Below are 15,599 nucleotides of genomic sequence, written 5' to 3' on the forward strand. Positions count from 1 at the left end.
ACCTGGTTGAATCCAGATCAGCCGCGCCCTCGGCATGCCGTCGGGCGCGGGGTTCGACCATCCGCGGCCGCCGCCGACGCGCCGGGCCGCGGCCACCCGTGGGGAGAGCATGAACGAGGGGAAGCCCACGCAGGGTCCGTCCGGTCAGGGTCCGTCCGGTCAGGGGCCGTCCGAGCAGGGTCCGTCCGGTGAACGGAGCACCGGGCCCGAGGCGGCCGTGACCGCCGGCGCGAAGGACGACGGGTCGCAGGATCCGCACGCCGACTTCGCCCTGGCCCGGCCGCACGCTCGGGAGACCGACGGCGACGGGGGAGCGGCGGACGGTCGCCGTCCGGCGCCGGCCGACGGGGACTACGAGCTGAGCGAGCCGGCCCCCGCGGGCTCCGGCGCGGCGCCGGGGGCCACCGTCCCCGAGGCCGCAGTCCCGGCCGAGCGGCCGAGGCCACTGCACGACCCCGACCCCTACGGCACCCCGCCCTACGGCGAGCCCGGCCCGTGGGCACCGGCACCGCCCGTCCAGCACCCGGCGGCCCCGGCGGCGCCTCCCGCCGCGGCCCCTGCCTCCGGCGCGCTGACAGCACCGGCGCCGGCACCGCAGCCCGCCGCGCCGCCGCAGGGCCCCGCGCCGCAGCCCATGGCGGCTCCGCCGCACGGCAGCGTTCCGGGTGCCCCGGCGCCCATGGCAGCCCCGGCCCCGGCGGTCTCCGCCCCGGCCCCGACCCCCGCCCCGGCCCCGGCGGCCTCCGCCCCGGCGCCGACCCCCGCCCCGGCCCCGGCGGTCTCCGCCGGGGCCCCGACCCCCGCCCCGGCCCCGGCGGCCTCCGCCCCGGCGCCCGCCCCCGCCGGTCCCGAGAACACTCCCGTCTCTACGCCCGGCGTCCCGGCCCCCGGCGTCCCCGCCCCCCACGACGCTGTGCCCGCCGCCGATCCGTGGCAGCGTTACGACCCCTGGGCCGCGACCGGTGCGTCCTCGCAGGCCGTGCCCGGCGTGCACGCGCCGTTGCAGCAGACCGGTGCCGCCGTCGACACCGAGCAGCAGCGGCGCCGTAAGCAGCGCCGGGCGGCCGTGGCCTTCGTGCTCGCGGTCGCGCTGGTCTCCGGCGGTGTCGGCGGGCTCGTCGGCGCGTACCTGGAGCGCAACGGCGGCATCGGGACGACCGTCGAGCTGCCGCAGGCCGGGGACGAGCCCGCCGGCCGGGCCCCGGACAGCGTCGCCGGGATCGCGGCCCGCGCGCTGCCGAGCGTGGTCACCCTGCATGTCACCGGCAGCGAGGAGCAGGGCACCGGCACCGGCTTCGTCCTGGACACCCGCGGCCACATCCTCACCAACAACCACGTCGTCCAGCCGGCCGGCACCGGCGGTGAGATAACCGTCGTGTTCAACGGCGGACAGACCGCCAAGGCCAAGGTGGTCGGCCGGGACAGCGGCTACGACCTCGCCGTCGTGCAGGTCAGCGGTGTCAAGGGCCTGAAGCCCATGCCCCTCGGCAACTCCGACAACGTCCGCGTCGGTGACCCCGTCGTCGCCATCGGCGCCCCCTTCGACCTGGCGGGCACCGTCACCTCCGGCATCATCAGCGCCAAGGAGCGGCCGATCACCGCCGGGGGCGAGAAGGGCGACGGCAGCGACGTGTCGTACGTCGACGCGCTGCAGACCGACGCGCCGATCAACCCCGGCAACTCCGGCGGTCCGCTCCTTGACTCCCGCGGCCGGGTCGTCGGCATCAACTCCGCCATCCGGTCCGCCGACAGCGCCGGTGACGCGGAGGGCAGCGGGCAGGCCGGATCCATCGGCCTCGGCTTCGCCATCCCGATCAACCAGGGCCGGCGTGTCGCCGAGGAGCTGATCAACACCGGCCACGCCACGCACCCGGTCATCGGCATCACCCTCGACATGGACTACACCGGCGACGGCGCCCGCGTCGGCGCGCAGGGCGACGGCGGCGGGCCGTCCGTCACCCCGGGCGGGCCCGGCGCCAAGGCGGGGATCAGGCCCGGCGACGTGATCACCGCGGTCGACGGCCAGATCGTCCACTCCGGTGAGGAGCTGATCGTCAAGACCCGCGCGCACCGCCCCGGCGACCGTCTGGAGGTGACGATCGAGCGAGGGGCACATGAAGAGAAGGTTTCGCTGGTCCTGGGCTCGGCCGGCGGCGACTGAGGCCCGGTCGCGCCACTGACGTAAACCTCACCCCGGGACGGTACCGGTCGGACAGGTCGGACAGGTACCGTGGACCCGGCCGAGGACATCGCGAGGAGCTACAGGTGTTCAATGACATAGGACCACTCGAGCTGGTGACCATCATCGTGCTCGCTGTGCTCGTCTTCGGTCCGGACAAGCTCCCCAAGGTCATCCAGGACGTCATGCGGACGATCCGGAAGATCCGCGAGTTCTCGGAGAGCGCCAAGCAGGACATCCGGCAGGAACTGGGCCCGGAGTTCAAGGACTTCGAGTTCGAGGACCTCAACCCCAAGACGTTCATCCGCAAGCAGATGGAGAACGAGGACCTGGGGCTCAAGGAGATCCGCAACGGCTTCGACCTGAAGAAGGAGATGGCCGAGGTCACGGACGCGGTGCACAGCCGCGACACCGAGATCGCCGCCGCCAACGGCTCCCCGGCAGCCGCCTCCGGCCGTATCGACATGACGAAGAAGCCCGAGGACGGCGGCAAGGACGACCGCCCGCCGTTCGACGCCGACGCGACCTGAAAGCGCCGCCCGCGCGACCCACGCGCCGGGCGGATTCCCGGCTGCCCGCGGCGAGATGGATATGCTGCCGAGTTGTTGTGCGGATCGGACGAGTACGCCCGAAGGGGGGCGGGCCGTCCGGTCCGACGAGAGCGAGGAGGCGTCCGGGCAGATGGAGACGACGAGTCGGGGAGTCGCGCAGGCGCCGGCCGCGGAGGGTGGACAGCAGGTCCCCACCGCACGGCGCACGGTCGACGGCTACCTGAGCGCGCCCTTCCCGTGGTACGGCCTCGACGAGGCGTTCACCGGGCCGCGCTGGCTGATGCAGGTCGGTACGGCGGCCGACGGGGCCGTCGAACACGGTTCGATCGGGCACGGTGACGAGCCCTCCGTGCGGGGCGAGAGCGGTGCGGCCGGTGAGCCGCGCGAGAAGTTCGCCGTGGTGGTCACCGTCGCCGCGCACCCCTCCCGGCGCAGCGCCGACGGCACGGGGCTGCTGGAGGCGACGTCCGTCTCCTCGGCGGCGTGGCTCGCCGGGGTCGGGCTGCTGTCGTTCACCTGGCCCGGCCAGATGGACCACACCCTGCGCGACGACTGGCTGGAGCAGCAGACGGAGACGGCCTGGGTGCTCGCCGACGACCTCGACGGCGAGGACTGGTCCACGCTGTCCCTGCCGGTGGACGGCGTGCCGACGCCGTTCCACTACCGGGAGTCCGAGTTCGGCTGGGTCCTCGCCGGCACCACCCAGCAGGGCGTGCACGTCGGCGCGTACGGACGCGGCATGAGCGCGTACGGCCTGGGCTTCGCCGTGATCAAGGACATCGCCGCCTACGCCTGACCCTCCGGGGACATGCGCGCCCCGGGTCAGGAGCCCGCAGGGCGCCCGCGCCGCCGTGCGAGGGCGCCGGTCTCGCCCCCGCGGCCGTTCCCGCAGGACGTGGCGGCCGGGGTCGGGCATGGTGGACGTGTGATCCTGGTGGCCGCGTCCTTCGCCGTGGCGGGAGCGGCGTGCAACGCCGTCGGTACGGCGTTCCAGCGCAAGGCGGCCTCGTCCGTCCCGAGCGGTGGCGGACTGCGGCTGCTGCTGGCGCTGGCCCGGCACCCCGTCTGGCTGATCGGCATCGGCGGCGTGCTGGCGTCCGCCGCCTGTCAGGCGCTCGCGCTGCTCAACGGGCCGATGGCACTGGTGCAGCCCCTGTTCATCCTGGAGCTGCCCTTCGCCCTGCTGATCGCCGCCCGGCTGATGCGCCGCAGGATGCCGGCCGCGGGCTGGGGGGCGGTGGCCGCGGTGGTCGTCGGACTGGCCCTGATCCTGGCGTCGGCGGCGCCCTCCGGCGGCGGCAACGAGGCGCCGATGACCCGCTGGGTGCCCGTGCTCGTGGTGTGTCTCGGGCTGATGGGGACCGTCGTGGTCGTCGCCCGCCCGGGCCGCCCGCCACTGTTCCGCGCCGCGGCGCTCGCGGCGGCCGCCGCCACCGGCAACGCCCTCACCGCGGCCCTGCTGAAGACCGCGAGCGACAGCTTCTCGGAGGGCGGCCTGCCGGTCTTCCTGAGCACCTGGCAGACCTACGGCTTCGCACTGGTCGGAAGCGCGTCGCTGCTGCTGCTGGAGAACTCGCTGCAGGCCGGTTCGCTGGCCGCGTCCCAGCCCGCGCTGACGATCGGGGACGCCACGGTCAGCCTGGTCCTCGGCGTCACGCTGTTCGGCGAGCACATCCGCACCGGCTGGTGGCTGCTGCCCGAGGCGCTGGGCATCGGCTGCATCGTCTGGGGCGTCCTGCGGCTCACTCAGGTCGTGCCGAACACCCAGGAGACGCTGGTGGGCGACGACAGCTCGTAGAGGCCGTCGCCGCCCAGGCGGACGTCAGAACTTGTTGCGCGGCGTGATGCCCAGGGACAGGCCCGACAGGCCCCGCTGGCGGCCGCCCAGCTTGCCGGCGATGGCGCGCAGGGCCGAGCCCGCCGGGGAGTCCGGGTCGGACAGCACGACCGGCTTGCCCTCGTCGCCGCCCTCGCGCAGGCGTACGTCGATCGGGATGGAGCCCAGCACCGGCACCGTCGCACCCGTCGTACGGGTGAGGCCGTCGGCGACGGTCTGGCCGCCGCCCGTGCCGAAGACATCGACCATCTCGCCGCAGTGCGGGCAGGGCAGGCCGGACATGTTCTCGACCACGCCGACGATCTTCTGGTGGGTCTGCACGGCGATGGAACCGGCGCGCTCGGCGACCTCCGCCGCGGCCTGCTGCGGGGTCGTCACGACCAGGATCTCGGCGTTGGGGACAAGCTGGGCCACGGAGATCGCGATGTCACCGGTGCCGGGCGGCAGGTCCAGCAGCAGCACGTCCAGGTCGCCCCAGTACACGTCCGCGAGGAACTGCTGGAGCGCGCGGTGCAGCATCGGGCCGCGCCACACGACCGGGGCGTTGCCCGGGGTGAACATGCCGATGGAGATGACCTTCACGCCGTTCGCCGACGGCGGCATGATCATGTTCTCGACCTGGGTGGGCCGGCCGTCCGCGCCGAGCATGCGGGGCACGCTGTGGCCGTAGATGTCGGCGTCCACCACGCCGACCTTCAGCCCGTCGGCCGCCATCGCCGCCGCCAGGTTCACCGTCACCGAGGACTTGCCGACGCCGCCCTTGCCGGAGGCGACCGCGTAGACGCGGGTGAGGCTGCCGGGCTTGGCGAAGGGCACCTCGCGCTCGGTCTGGCCGCCGCGCAGCGCGGAGGCCAGCTCCTTGCGCTGCTCGTCGCTCATCACGTCGAGCGTGACGTCGACCCGCGTGACGCCGTCGACGCGGGAGACCGCGTCCGTGACGCGCTGGGTGATGGTGTCGCGCATCGGACAGCCGGACACCGTCAGGTACACGGTGACCGCGACCGCACCGTCGGCGCCGATCTCCACCGATTTGACCATCCCGAGTTCGGTGATGGGCCGGTTGATCTCGGGGTCGTTCACCGTCGCCAGCGCTTCGCGCACCGCGTCTTCCGTAACCATAAGGACGATGGTACGGCCCGGTAGCCGCCGCCCGGGATGCCCGTCAGCGGTCGTCTACGTCACGTCCGGGCGATCGTTCCGCCGGGAATACGACCGGCTCCGAGGAATGGCCGTTCTGCAGCGCCTCCAGCTCCTTGACCAGGTCCTGCAGCTCGGAGCGGATCCAGTCGCGGGTGGCGACCTCGCCGAGGCCCATCCGCAGCGCGGCGACCTCCCTGGTCAGGTACTCGGTGTCGGCGATGGACCGCTCGTTCTGCTTGCGGTCCTGTTCGAGGTTGACCCGGTCGCGGTCGTCCTGCCGGTTCTGCGCGAGCAGGATCAGCGGGGCCGCGTAGGAGGCCTGCAGGGACAGCATCAGCGTCAGGAAGATGAACGGGTAGCGGTCGAAGCGCAGATGGAGGGGCGCGGCCACGTTCCACACCACCCACAGGATGATGACGACGGTCATCCAGACGATGAACCGTCCGGTGCCCAGGAACCGGGCGATGCGCTCCGACAGCCGCCCGAAGGCCTCCGGGTCCCATTCCGGCAGCAGGCGGTGCCGCGGCGGCCGCGGCTGGTCGAGCCGGGCGCGCGGGCGGCTGGTCGCGGTCGCCCCGGCGGGCATGCGGTCGCGGCCGGTGTCGCGGTCAGGTGCCATGTGCGTTCGCCCCCTCTCCCAGGTGGAACTCGGTCTCGCGCCAGTCCTCGGGCAGCATGTGGTCCAGTACGTCGTCCACGGTCACCACGCCCAGCAGCGACCCCGACTCGTCGACGACGGGCGCCGCGACCATGTCGTACGTCGCGAAGAACCCGGCGACGACGGGCAGCGCCGCATCCGGCGCCAGTGGCTGCAGGTCCTGGTCGAGCAGCGCGCTGACCAGGGTGTACGGCGGGTCGCGCAGCAGTCGCTGAAAGTGGACGGTGCCCAGGTACTTCCCGGTCGGTGTCTCGTCGGGCGGCCGGCACACGTACACCTGCGCCGCGAGCGCCGGGGACAGGTCGGGGTTGCGCACCCGGGCGAGCGCGTCGGCGACGGTGGCGTCGGGGCGCAGCACGACCGGCTCGGTGGTCATCAGACCGCCGGCGGTGTGCTCCTCGTACGACATCAGGCGGCGCATCTCGGCCGCGTCGGCGGGCTGCATCAGGCTCAGCAGGCGCTCGGTGTCCGCCTCCGGCAGCTCGGAGAGCAGGTCGGCGGCGTCGTCGGGGTCCATGGCCTCCAGCACGTCGGCGGCCCGCTCCTCGGCGAGCTTGCCGAGGATCTCGATCTGGTCGTCCTCGGGCAGCTCCTCCAGCACGTCGGCGAGCCGGTCGTCGTCGAGGGCGGCGGCGACCTCGGAGCGGCGCTTGGGGGAGAGGTGGTGCAGCACGTTGGCGAGGTCGGCGGGGCGCAGCTGTTCGAAGGTGGCGAGCAGACTCTCGGCGCCCTGCCCGTGCTCCTCCAGGGAGAAGCCGGTCACCTGGGACCACTCGACGGTCAGTGCCTCGCCCCTGGCCCGGCGGAAGGCGCTGGACTTCTTGCCCTTGCGGACGAAGACGCGGTCGATCTCCCAGTCCCGGCGGGCCGGCAGCTGCTGCACCGACAGGTCGAGCACGGTGACCTCCTCGCCGGTCTCGACGAGGGTGACGCGCTTGTCCAGCAGCTCGCCGAAGACGAGCCGCTCGGTGGGCCGCTGCTCGAAGCGGCGCACGTTGAGCACGCCGGTGGTGATGACCTGGCCGGACTCGATGCTGGTCACCCGGGTCATGGGCAGGAAGATGCGGCGCCGGGTCGCCAGCTCGACGACCAGGCCGAGCAGCCGCGGTGGCCGGCGTCCCACGCGCAGCATGACGACCAGATCGCGCACGCGCCCCACCTGGTCGCCGTTCGGATCGAACACGGCGACGGCGGCGAGGTGCGAGACGAAGATCCGGGGGGCGCCCCCTGCCATGACCTGGGCCTCCTTCACATGGGTCTGTGACGCTTCCACATGGGTGCGTGACGATTACAGGAATAGGTGCTGATTTCGGTGAGTCTTTCCCCAATTGCCCGCTCGGTCGGGCTTCAGGCTAGCCCGTCCCGTTCGGATACGTCCCGGCGGGCGGTCCGGACGGACTGGCTCCGCCCGGCGTGCCGAGCCCCGGTACGCTGCCGTACGCCGCTGTGGACCTCGACGGAAAGGCACCTGCTTCCGTGACTGCGACTGCCCTGGGCCTCACCCGCCGGAACGCGCTCGCCGGCGCGCTCACCGTGCTGGCGGTGACAGGGCTCGCGGGGTGCTCCGAGGACCCGGACGCGAACACCAACGGCGTCGGCAAGCTGCCGGCCGCGCAGATCCAGAGCCGTACCCAGCAGGCCGCGGACTCCGTCGACGCCGTCCACCTCGCGGGGAACGTGGTGGCGGGCGGCCACACGTACAAGCTGGACATGCGCCTCAAGGGTGACGGCGGCACCGGCTCGGTCGTCTCCGAGGCGGGCACCTTCCAGCTGCTGCGCGTGGACAAGCAGCTCTTCCTCAAGGCGGGCTCGGACTTCTGGGACCACGAGGACTCCAAGGGCGGGCCTAAGGTGGCGGACACCGCGGCCGCGGACAAGCTCGGCGGCAAGTACGTGAAGGTGCCGCAGCGCGACCCCGCGTACCAGCGGTTCAGCGGCTTCACGGACAAGGACGTCCTCCTGGACAGTGTGCTGACCCTGCACGGGGCGCTCGCCACGGACGGCCACCACGAACAGTCCGGTGTGCGCACCATCCGCATCACCGGCGACAAGGGCTCCGGCGGCACCCTCGACGTCTCCCTGGAAGGCAAGCCGTACCCCCTGCGCCTGGTCCGCGCCGGCGGCGCGGGCACCCTGGTCTTCTCGGAGTGGGGCAAGGACTTCGCCCTCACCGAGCCGCCGAAGGACGACACGGTCGACTACGGCAGGCAACTGCCGACGTCCTGACTTCGACGACCGAACCAGGCACCCCTCGCCGCGCAGCCCTACCGCTTCCGCTTCTTGAAAAGCAGCCGCGGCAACCCCGCAGGGACCGGCTTACGGGTCGTCACCGGCGAGCCGACCGGGACCGCGGCCAGCGACCCCTCGGGCAACGGCAGCACGGAACCGGACGGCTCGAGGCGGAGCACCCGGCATTCCCGCGCCCAGCGGTCCGGCATCGCCTCACCGTCCGGCGCGTTCAGCCGCTTCCCCTTCAGCTCGGCGACAGCCGCCTCCCATGCCTCGGAGCCCGGCGTCAGCTCGACGACCTTCGCCGGCCACGACACCAGCCGGCCGCCCTTGTCCTTGCTGCGGACGGTCACCTCGGCCGAGCCGCCGTCGGTGAGACCGGTCAGCGGCTGCTCCCCGCTGCCGTCGCCGACCAGGCACGCCGCCCCCTCGTGCCACACGTGCCACAGCGCACGCGCGGCCGGGGCACCGGCGGCCTTGACCCAGATGAGGCCGGACTTCTTCGTGGCCTCCTCGACGAGGGCCTGGTCGAGCAGCTCGCTTGTCATGCCGCCCAGCCTAACCAGGGCGCCCGCCGCCCCCGGCACCTCCACCGTGCCGCGCACGCCCGCCGCGCCCGTCACAGCCAGCCGTTGCGCTTGAGCGTGCGGTGGATGCCCAGACAGATCACGCCCGTGATCGCCATGATCACCGGGTAGCCGTAGTGCCAGTGCAGCTCCGGCATGTACTGGAAGTTCATTCCGTACACCCCGCACACCATCGTCGGTACGGCGATGATCGCGGCCCATGAGGTGATCTTCCGCATGTCCTCGTTCTGCGCCACGGACGCCTGCGCGAGGTTGGCCTGGAGGATGGAGTTCAGCAGCTCGTCGAAGCCGACGACCTGCTCCTGTACACGGGCGAGGTGGTCGGCGACGTCCCGGAAGTACTTCTGGATGTCGGGGTCGATCAGCCGCATCGGCCGCTCGCTGAGCAGCTGCATGGGCCGCAGCAGCGGTGACACGGCCCGCTTGAACTCCAGGATCTCCCGTTTGAGTTGGTAGATCCGGCCGGCGTCGGTGCCGCGCGGGGTGCCCTTGCGGCCGGGCGAGAAGACGTCCGTCTCGACGGCGTCGATGTCGTCCTGGAGCGCGTCGGCGACCGCGATGTAGCCGTCCACCACGTGGTCGGCGATGGCGTGCAGCACCGCCGAGGGGCCCTTGCCGAGCAGTTCGGCGTCGTCCTGGAGGCGGTGGCGCAGCGCGCGCAGACTGCCCTGGCCGCCGTGCCGGACGGTGATGACGAAGTCCCGCCCGGTGAAGCACATGACCTCGCCGGTCTCCACGACCTCGCTGTTGGCGGTGAGTTCGGCGTGCTCGACGTAGTGGACCGTCTTGAAGACGGTGAACAGCGAGTCGTCGTACCGCTCCAGCTTGGGCCGCTGGTGGGCCTGCACCGCGTCCTCCACGGCCAGCGGGTGCAGCCCGAACTCGGTGGCGATACCGGCGAATTCGTCCTCGGTCGGCTCGTGCAGCCCGATCCACGCGAAGCCGCCGTCGCGCCGCACCTGGCGCATGGCCTCCTGCGGGGTGATCGGGCGGTCGCTGGGCAGCCGGGCGCCGTCGCGGTACACGGCGCAGTCGACGACGGCCGACGGCCGGGCGGGGCGGGGGGAGGTGTCGTAGCCGCCGGTCCTGGGCAGTTCCTTGCGCAGGGAGACACGGGAGGGGCGGACCACTGCGCGCAGGTCGCGGATCATCGACATGGGCGGGCTCCTTCGCATCGGGCAGCGAAGACCCCGTCACCCGCAGCGGGTGGAACTACCCGGAATGAGGACGTCCTGGGTGCGCATGTTTGGCACATCCACAAAGCGGGGAGCACCGCACCGTCGCGGTGGCGAGCTTCGCTGCTGATTCAGATCAGACAGATCAGGCAAAACGAAACGAAGTGCTCTTCCGAGTGAAGGCGCGAGCGCGAAAGGCGGCAGCAGGCCGGATTCAGGGAAACCGCATCAGCGGCCGGAAGAGCGAGTGGTACTGCACGGTCGACTTCGATCCATGACAGCCCCACCTCCTCCGGCCGGTCCCTCGTAAGGGAGTTCCTTCGGTGCCGGGCTCGACGGCGACGCTTCTGCGTGCTGCCCGACCGGCCAAGAGTATCAGCCGACCGGTGTGTCAAGGCGCCGCTTTGCCCGCTACTGACGAGTTCTATGCTCGCGGCATGGCAGATGTTCTTCCTCTGGTCGAGGCCCGCCTGCGCACCGCGCTGGGCGAGCCGGACGCGCGCGCGGCCGTCACCTTCCTCGGCACGGAACGGATCGAGGTGCTGCGCTTCCACGAGGGGGACATCGTGCGCTACGCCACCCTCGGCATGTCCGCGCAGCCCATGACCGACCCCACCGCGATGCTGGCCGACCCCGTCAAGGGCCCCCGGGCCGAGCTGGTGCTGTCGGTGCGCGCGGGCGTCACCGAGACCGACAAGGTGCTCCGCCCGCTCGCCGTGCTGGCCGCGTCCCCGCAGGTCGAGGGACTGGTCGTGAGCCCGGGCGCGTCGCTGGACGTCGGCGAGCCGCTGTGGCCGGGCGCCCCCTTCACCTCCGTCCTCGTCGCCGAGCCCGGCGGGCTGGTGGAGGACCTGGAGCTGGACGGCCCGATGGGCCCGGTCCGCTTCCTGCCGCTGCTGCCGATGACCCCGAACGAGGCCGCCTGGAAGCGCGTGCACGGCGCCCAGGCGCTCCAGGAGAGGTGGCTGACGCAGGGAACGGACCTGCGGGATCCGTCCCGCAGGTCCGTCCCGCTGGAGTGACCGGGACGACCCCGGGCGAGTGACCGATGTCACCAACCCCGGGCTCGCGGCGGTCAGTTGGCGAAGACCGTGACACCGTCCTCGGTGGCGTGCCGCGGCTCCAGCTCCTGCGCGTCGTGGGTGAGGGCGTTGCGCCGCACGAGGACCACGAGCGCGCCCAGCACCGCGGTGACCGCCGCCACCACGAACGGGATGTGGATGTCGCTCCACTCCTCGATCTTCGGCGCGAGGTAGGGTGCGGCCGCCGCCGCGAACCACCGCACGAAGTTGTACCCGGCGCTGGCCACCGGCCGGGGGGCGTCCGAGACGCCGAGGGCCAGCTCGGTGTAGACGGTGTTGTTCACGCCGATGAACGCGCCGGACAGGATCGTGCAGACGATCGCCGTCGTGTGGTCGCCGTAGCCGAGGACGGCCACGTCGGCCGCGAGCAGCACCAGCGAGCCGCCCAGCACCTTCAGCGAGCCGAACCGGGCCTGCATCCGCGGCGCCACGATCACCGAGAACACGGCCAGCAGCACGCCCCAGCAGAAGAAGACCGCACCCGACTTGTACGGCGTCATGTTCAGTACGAACGGCGTGAACGCCAGGACCGTGAAGAACGTGTAGTTGTAGAAGAACGCGGAGACGGCGGCGGAGGCGAGGCCGCCGTGGCCGAGCGCCTTGAGCGGGTCCAGCAGTGACGTCTTGCGGGCGGGCTTCGGCTGCTCCTTCAGGAACACCGTGATGCACAGGAAGCCCACCGCCATCAGGAACGCGGTGCCGAAGAACGGGTAGCGCCAGCTGGCGTCACCGAGGAGTGCGCCCAGCAGCGGGCCGCAGGCCATGCCGAGGCCGAGCGCGGACTCGTACAGCAGGATCGCCGCCGCGCTGCCGCCGGCCGCCGCGCCGACGATCACCGCGAGGGCGGTGGAGACGAAGAGGGCGTTGCCGAGGCCCCAGCCCGCCCGGAAGCCGACCAGCTGGCCGACCGAGTCGGAGGTGCCGGCCAGGCCGGCGAAGACCACGACCAGGGCCAGGCCGGCCAGCAGCGTCTTGCGGCCGCCGATGCGGCTGGAGACGAAACCGGTGACCAGCATCGCGATCGCGGTGATCAGGAAGTACGAGGTGAACAGGAGGGAAACCTGGCTCGGGGTGGCCCGGAGTCCCTGGGCGATGGACGGCAGGATCGGGTCGACCAGCCCGATGCCCATGAAGGCGACGACGGACGCGCCCGCGGTCGCCCAGACCGCCTTGGGCTGCCGCAGGATGCCGCCGGCTCCCGCGTCGAAGGGGTCCATGTCTTCTCCAATCCCGGCGTGTGCCCGGCGAGAGATGATTGCACTATGCATACAGTAAGTTAGGTGAGCTAATTAGTGCAAGTAGCATCTAGTTTTGGCTGGTGAGGGCGGCGGACGGGGAGAGTCCGGACGGGTGATCGTCCTTGACGTGGCGCGGCCGGGGTAGGACCGTGGAGCCCTATGAGGGGCGAACCCAGTTGCCCGAAGTGTGGTGGCCGGGTCAGGGCTCCCGGCCTCTTCGCCGATTCCTGGCAGTGCGATGTCCACGGGACGGTGTATCCGTTGCAGCCTGTTATCCCGCCCAGTGTCGAGGCCCTCAACGCCGTGGTGCGCCGCACCCAGGTGCCGGTCTGGATGCCGTGGCCGCTGCCGGTCGGCTGGCTGTTCACGGGCGTGGCCTGCGCCGGCGACGACCGCAGCGGCGGCCGCGCGACCGCGGTGGCCTGCACGGGCCCCGGCCCGCTCGGCGGCATGGGCGAGCTGATCCTCGTCGCCGAGGAACTGGGCGTGGGGCTCGGCGCGCGCTACGCCGGCCTGGACGGGCCCGACCCGGGGCCGTATCTGAACGTCGAGAAACCCGCCGAGGTCAAGGTGCTGGCCGCCGGCCGGCCCACCCCGCTGTGGCATGTCGCGGGTGGCCCGGCCGACCGGGCGATCTTCGCGGGGGAGGCGCTCGGGCTGTGGCTGTGGGCGGTGGTCTGGCCGGAGCAGTCGGGGCTGCTGATGTACGACGAGCTGGTGCTGGCGGATGTGCGGGAGGCGGGGGCGGAGGTCGAGCTGGTGCCGTGCGGGGCGTTGTCGCCGCGCTTGCTCAAGCCGTAGGGCTGTGCCCGCTTGAGTCGTGTGTCCACTGGGGCACCTCGGCTCGTCGAGGGCGGCTGCGGGTGCGGGTGCGTCGTGGCGGGTCGCGCAGTTCCCCGCGCCCCTTGAGGGCGTTGTCCGTGCCGGGGATGTACTCGACGGCGTTGTCCGTGCCCGGGGTGTACTCGAGGGCGTTACCCGTGCCCGGGATGTAAGAGATGCCGCCCGCTTCGGGGTGTGACAAGGAGGGTGTCGTTCCCGGTATGCTGGAGCGTCCCCTTTTGTGTCGGCATCGGCTGGAGTTCGCGTGCGTATCGATCTGCACTGCCACTCCACCGCGTCCGACGGCACGGACACCCCGGCCGAGCTGGTGTGCAACGCCGCCGCGGCCGGACTCGACGTCGTCGCGCTGACCGATCACGACACCACCCGTGGGTACGCCGAGGCGATCGCCGCGCTCCCGGAGGGGCTCACGCTGGTCACCGGCGCCGAGCTGTCCTGCCGTATCGACGGCGTCTCGATGCACATGCTGGCCTACCTCTTCGACCCCGAGGAGCCCGCGCTGCTCGCCGAGCGTGAGCTGGTGCGCGACGACCGGGTGCCGCGGGCCCAGGGCATGGTCGCCAAGCTGAACGCGCTGGGTGTGCCGGTCACCTGGGAGCAGGTGGCCCGGATCGCCGGCGAGGGTTCGGTCGGGCGGCCGCACGTGGCGACCGCGCTGGTCGAGCTGGGTGTCGTCCCCACGGTAAGTGACGCCTTCACCGCCGACTGGCTCGCCGACGGCGGCCGGGCGTACGTCGGAAAGCACGAGACCGACCCCCTCGAAGCCATCCGGCTGGTCAAGGGCGCGGGCGGGGTCACGGTCTTCGCGCACCCGGCCGCGAGCAAGCGCGGGCGGACCGTGCCGGAGTCCGCGATCGCCGAGATGGCGGCCGCCGGTCTCGACGGCATCGAGGTCGACCACATGGACCACGACGAGGAGACCCGGGCCCGGCTGCGCGGCCTGGCGAAGGACCTCGGCCTGCTGGTCACCGGCTCCTCGGACTACCACGGCAGCCGTAAGACGGTCGAGCTCGGCACGTACACCACCGATCCCGAGGTCTACGGCGAGATCACACGGCGCGCGACCGGCGCGTTCCCGGTGCCCGGCGCCGGCGGAGCGTGAGCCGTCCGCTCACGCCCCCTCTCTCTTTCTCACTCTTCGCAAGGCTTGCACCACACTCATGTTCGACGTCGCTGTCTTCGGCTCTCTCTTTCTGACCCTTTTTGTCATCATGGATCCCCCTGGGATCACCCCGATCTTCATCGCGCTGACCGGCGGCCGGCCCGCACGGGTGCAGAAGCGGATGGCGCTGCAGGCCGTCTGCGTGGCCGGCGGCGTGATCACCGTCTTCGGTCTGCTCGGCCACCAGATCCTGAACTACCTGCATGTCTCCGTGCCCGCGCTGATGATCGCGGGCGGTCTGCTCCTGCTGCTCATCGCGCTCGACCTGCTCACCGGCAAGACCGACGAGCCCAAGCAGACCAAGGACGTCAACGTCGCCCTGGTCCCGCTGGGCATGCCGCTGCTCGCCGGGCCCGGCGCGATCGTGTCGGTCATCCTGGCCGTGCAGAAGGCCGGCAGCGTCTCCTCGCAGGTGTCCGTGTGGGCGGCGATCCTCGCGATCCACGTCGTGCTGTGGCTGGTGATGCGCTACTCGCTGCTGATCATCAAGGTCATCAAGGACGGCGGCGTGGTCCTGGTGACCCGGCTCGCCGGCATGATGCTCTCCGCCATCGCGGTGCAGCAGATCATCAACGGCGTCACGCAGGTGATCCGGGGCGGCTGACCCGGCCGTACGCGAAGGGCCCGTGCCTGTGCGGGCCCGCACGCAACAGGGCCCCGCGCGGCGATGTGCCGCGCGGGGCCCTGAAGCTTCTGTGGGGGAGCCGCCCTGTTATGAGGCCGTGGTGTCGGCCGGGCGGATCCACAGGCGCTGCCCGATGGCGGCGGCCTGCTGAACGATCCTGTTGACGGAGGCGGCGTCCACGACAGTCGTGTCCACGGGCGTACCGTCGACGTCGTCGAGTCGCATGATTTCGAAGCGCATGGTGGCTTCCCCCTTCGTCTGGTCATCCTCCTGGGGAGAACTACTCATCAGTG

16 protein-coding genes are annotated in these 15,599 nt (G+C 72.0%); 9 read left to right on the forward strand and 7 right to left on the reverse strand.

What is annotated here, in order from left to right; all coding sequences use genetic code 11:
- The first annotated feature begins 109 nt into the window (after positions 1-109).
- The 4 genes from ACZ64A_RS13945 to ACZ64A_RS13960 all read left to right on the forward strand — a co-directional run bounded on the left by ACZ64A_RS13945 (position 110) and on the right by ACZ64A_RS13960 (position 4,528).
- Positions 110-2,161: a S1C family serine protease gene (locus ACZ64A_RS13945; protein WP_469810403.1), complete on the forward strand. Its 2,052-nt coding sequence runs from the start codon at positions 110-112 to the stop codon at positions 2,159-2,161.
- Positions 2,162-2,265: 104 nt separating this feature from the next.
- Positions 2,266-2,709 (forward strand): sec-independent translocase, encoded by a 444-nt coding sequence (locus ACZ64A_RS13950; protein WP_469810405.1) that lies wholly within the window; start codon positions 2,266-2,268, stop codon positions 2,707-2,709.
- Between the two features lie 151 nt (positions 2,710-2,860).
- Complete coding sequence (locus ACZ64A_RS13955; RefSeq protein WP_469810406.1) at positions 2,861-3,526, forward strand: hypothetical protein; 666 nt, start codon at positions 2,861-2,863, stop codon at positions 3,524-3,526.
- A 129-nt stretch (positions 3,527-3,655) separates the two neighbouring features.
- Positions 3,656-4,528 carry a DMT family transporter gene (locus ACZ64A_RS13960; protein ID WP_469810407.1) on the forward strand — a complete coding sequence of 291 codons (873 nt, stop codon included), beginning with the start codon at positions 3,656-3,658 and terminating at the stop codon, positions 4,526-4,528.
- Positions 4,529-4,552: 24 nt separating this feature from the next.
- On the opposite strand, the gene ACZ64A_RS13965 is transcribed toward ACZ64A_RS13960, so the two are convergent.
- From ACZ64A_RS13965 to ACZ64A_RS13975, 3 genes are read right to left on the reverse strand one after another with little or no spacing between them, the layout of a single operon-like run.
- Complete coding sequence (locus ACZ64A_RS13965; RefSeq protein WP_469810408.1) at positions 4,553-5,686, reverse strand: Mrp/NBP35 family ATP-binding protein; 1,134 nt, start codon at positions 5,684-5,686, stop codon at positions 4,553-4,555.
- A gap of 43 nt (positions 5,687-5,729) precedes the next feature.
- Complete coding sequence (locus ACZ64A_RS13970; protein ID WP_469810410.1) at positions 5,730-6,326, reverse strand: DUF1003 domain-containing protein; 597 nt, start codon at positions 6,324-6,326, stop codon at positions 5,730-5,732.
- Positions 6,316-7,599 (reverse strand): magnesium transporter MgtE N-terminal domain-containing protein, encoded by a 1,284-nt coding sequence (locus ACZ64A_RS13975; protein WP_469810411.1) that lies wholly within the window; start codon positions 7,597-7,599, stop codon positions 6,316-6,318. Before ACZ64A_RS13975 ends, ACZ64A_RS13970 begins: the two co-directional genes overlap by 11 nt.
- 242 nt (positions 7,600-7,841) lie before the next feature.
- On the opposite strand from ACZ64A_RS13975, the gene ACZ64A_RS13980 reads away from it, so the two are divergent.
- Positions 7,842-8,591, forward strand: coding sequence for a hypothetical protein (locus ACZ64A_RS13980; protein WP_469810413.1), 750 nt, complete (start codon positions 7,842-7,844; stop codon positions 8,589-8,591).
- 38 nt (positions 8,592-8,629) lie between these two features.
- On the opposite strand, the gene ACZ64A_RS13985 is transcribed toward ACZ64A_RS13980, so the two are convergent.
- Positions 8,630-9,142 (reverse strand): hypothetical protein, encoded by a 513-nt coding sequence (locus tag ACZ64A_RS13985; RefSeq protein WP_469810415.1) that lies wholly within the window; start codon positions 9,140-9,142, stop codon positions 8,630-8,632.
- A 71-nt stretch (positions 9,143-9,213) separates the two neighbouring features.
- Complete coding sequence (locus ACZ64A_RS13990) at positions 9,214-10,338, reverse strand: magnesium and cobalt transport protein CorA (protein ID WP_469810416.1); 1,125 nt, start codon at positions 10,336-10,338, stop codon at positions 9,214-9,216.
- A 455-nt stretch (positions 10,339-10,793) separates the two neighbouring features.
- Between ACZ64A_RS13990 and ACZ64A_RS13995 the strand changes: the two genes are divergently transcribed.
- The gene (locus ACZ64A_RS13995; protein WP_469810418.1) at positions 10,794-11,378 is read left to right on the forward strand and encodes a suppressor of fused domain protein; all 585 of its coding nucleotides are present in this window, start codon (positions 10,794-10,796) and stop codon (positions 11,376-11,378) included.
- 53 nt (positions 11,379-11,431) lie between these two features.
- Here ACZ64A_RS13995 and ACZ64A_RS14000 read toward each other — a convergent pair whose 3' ends face one another.
- Positions 11,432-12,655, reverse strand: a complete 1,224-nt coding sequence (locus ACZ64A_RS14000) for an MFS transporter (protein WP_469810419.1) — start codon at positions 12,653-12,655, stop codon at positions 11,432-11,434.
- Between the two features lie 180 nt (positions 12,656-12,835).
- On the opposite strand from ACZ64A_RS14000, the gene ACZ64A_RS14005 reads away from it, so the two are divergent.
- From ACZ64A_RS14005 to ACZ64A_RS14015, 3 genes are all read left to right on the forward strand, one after another.
- Positions 12,836-13,477: a DUF6758 family protein gene (locus tag ACZ64A_RS14005; RefSeq protein WP_469810420.1), complete on the forward strand. Its 642-nt coding sequence runs from the start codon at positions 12,836-12,838 to the stop codon at positions 13,475-13,477.
- A 286-nt stretch (positions 13,478-13,763) separates the two neighbouring features.
- Positions 13,764-14,621, forward strand: a complete 858-nt coding sequence (locus ACZ64A_RS14010) for a PHP domain-containing protein (protein WP_469810422.1) — start codon at positions 13,764-13,766, stop codon at positions 14,619-14,621.
- A 58-nt stretch (positions 14,622-14,679) separates the two neighbouring features.
- Positions 14,680-15,285: a MarC family protein gene (locus tag ACZ64A_RS14015; protein WP_363262674.1), complete on the forward strand. Its 606-nt coding sequence runs from the start codon at positions 14,680-14,682 to the stop codon at positions 15,283-15,285.
- Between the two features lie 108 nt (positions 15,286-15,393).
- Here the strand turns inward: ACZ64A_RS14015 and ACZ64A_RS14020 are convergent, their stop codons facing one another.
- On the reverse strand, positions 15,394-15,546 hold the full coding sequence (locus tag ACZ64A_RS14020; RefSeq protein WP_155060754.1) for a hypothetical protein: 153 nt from the start codon (positions 15,544-15,546) through the stop codon (positions 15,394-15,396).
- Positions 15,547-15,599 lie beyond the last annotated feature (53 nt).

Source organism: Streptomyces sp. NPDC104814 (assembly GCF_055583185.1).

Bases quoted from the DNA above. Each gene is read 5' to 3' on its own strand.
- ACZ64A_RS13975 (WP_469810411.1), bottom strand. From the start codon at position 7,599: ATGGCAGGGGGCGCCCCCCGGATCTTCGTCTCGCACCTCGCCGCCGTC.
- ACZ64A_RS14000 (WP_469810419.1), bottom strand. From the start codon at position 12,655: ATGGACCCCTTCGACGCGGGAGCCGGCGGCATCCTGCGGCAGCCCAAG.
- ACZ64A_RS14020 (WP_155060754.1), bottom strand. From the start codon at position 15,546: ATGCGCTTCGAAATCATGCGACTCGACGACGTCGACGGTACGCCCGTG.
- ACZ64A_RS13990 (WP_469810416.1), bottom strand. From the start codon at position 10,338: ATGTCGATGATCCGCGACCTGCGCGCAGTGGTCCGCCCCTCCCGTGTC.
- ACZ64A_RS13965 (WP_469810408.1), bottom strand. From the start codon at position 5,686: ATGGTTACGGAAGACGCGGTGCGCGAAGCGCTGGCGACGGTGAACGAC.
- ACZ64A_RS13970 (WP_469810410.1), bottom strand. From the start codon at position 6,326: ATGGCACCTGACCGCGACACCGGCCGCGACCGCATGCCCGCCGGGGCG.
- ACZ64A_RS13945 (WP_469810403.1), top strand. From the start codon at position 110: ATGAACGAGGGGAAGCCCACGCAGGGTCCGTCCGGTCAGGGTCCGTCC.
- ACZ64A_RS14015 (WP_363262674.1), top strand. From the start codon at position 14,680: ATGTTCGACGTCGCTGTCTTCGGCTCTCTCTTTCTGACCCTTTTTGTC.
- ACZ64A_RS14005 (WP_469810420.1), top strand. From the start codon at position 12,836: ATGAGGGGCGAACCCAGTTGCCCGAAGTGTGGTGGCCGGGTCAGGGCT.
- ACZ64A_RS13995 (WP_469810418.1), top strand. From the start codon at position 10,794: ATGGCAGATGTTCTTCCTCTGGTCGAGGCCCGCCTGCGCACCGCGCTG.
- ACZ64A_RS13985 (WP_469810415.1), bottom strand. From the start codon at position 9,142: ATGACAAGCGAGCTGCTCGACCAGGCCCTCGTCGAGGAGGCCACGAAG.
- ACZ64A_RS13955 (WP_469810406.1), top strand. From the start codon at position 2,861: ATGGAGACGACGAGTCGGGGAGTCGCGCAGGCGCCGGCCGCGGAGGGT.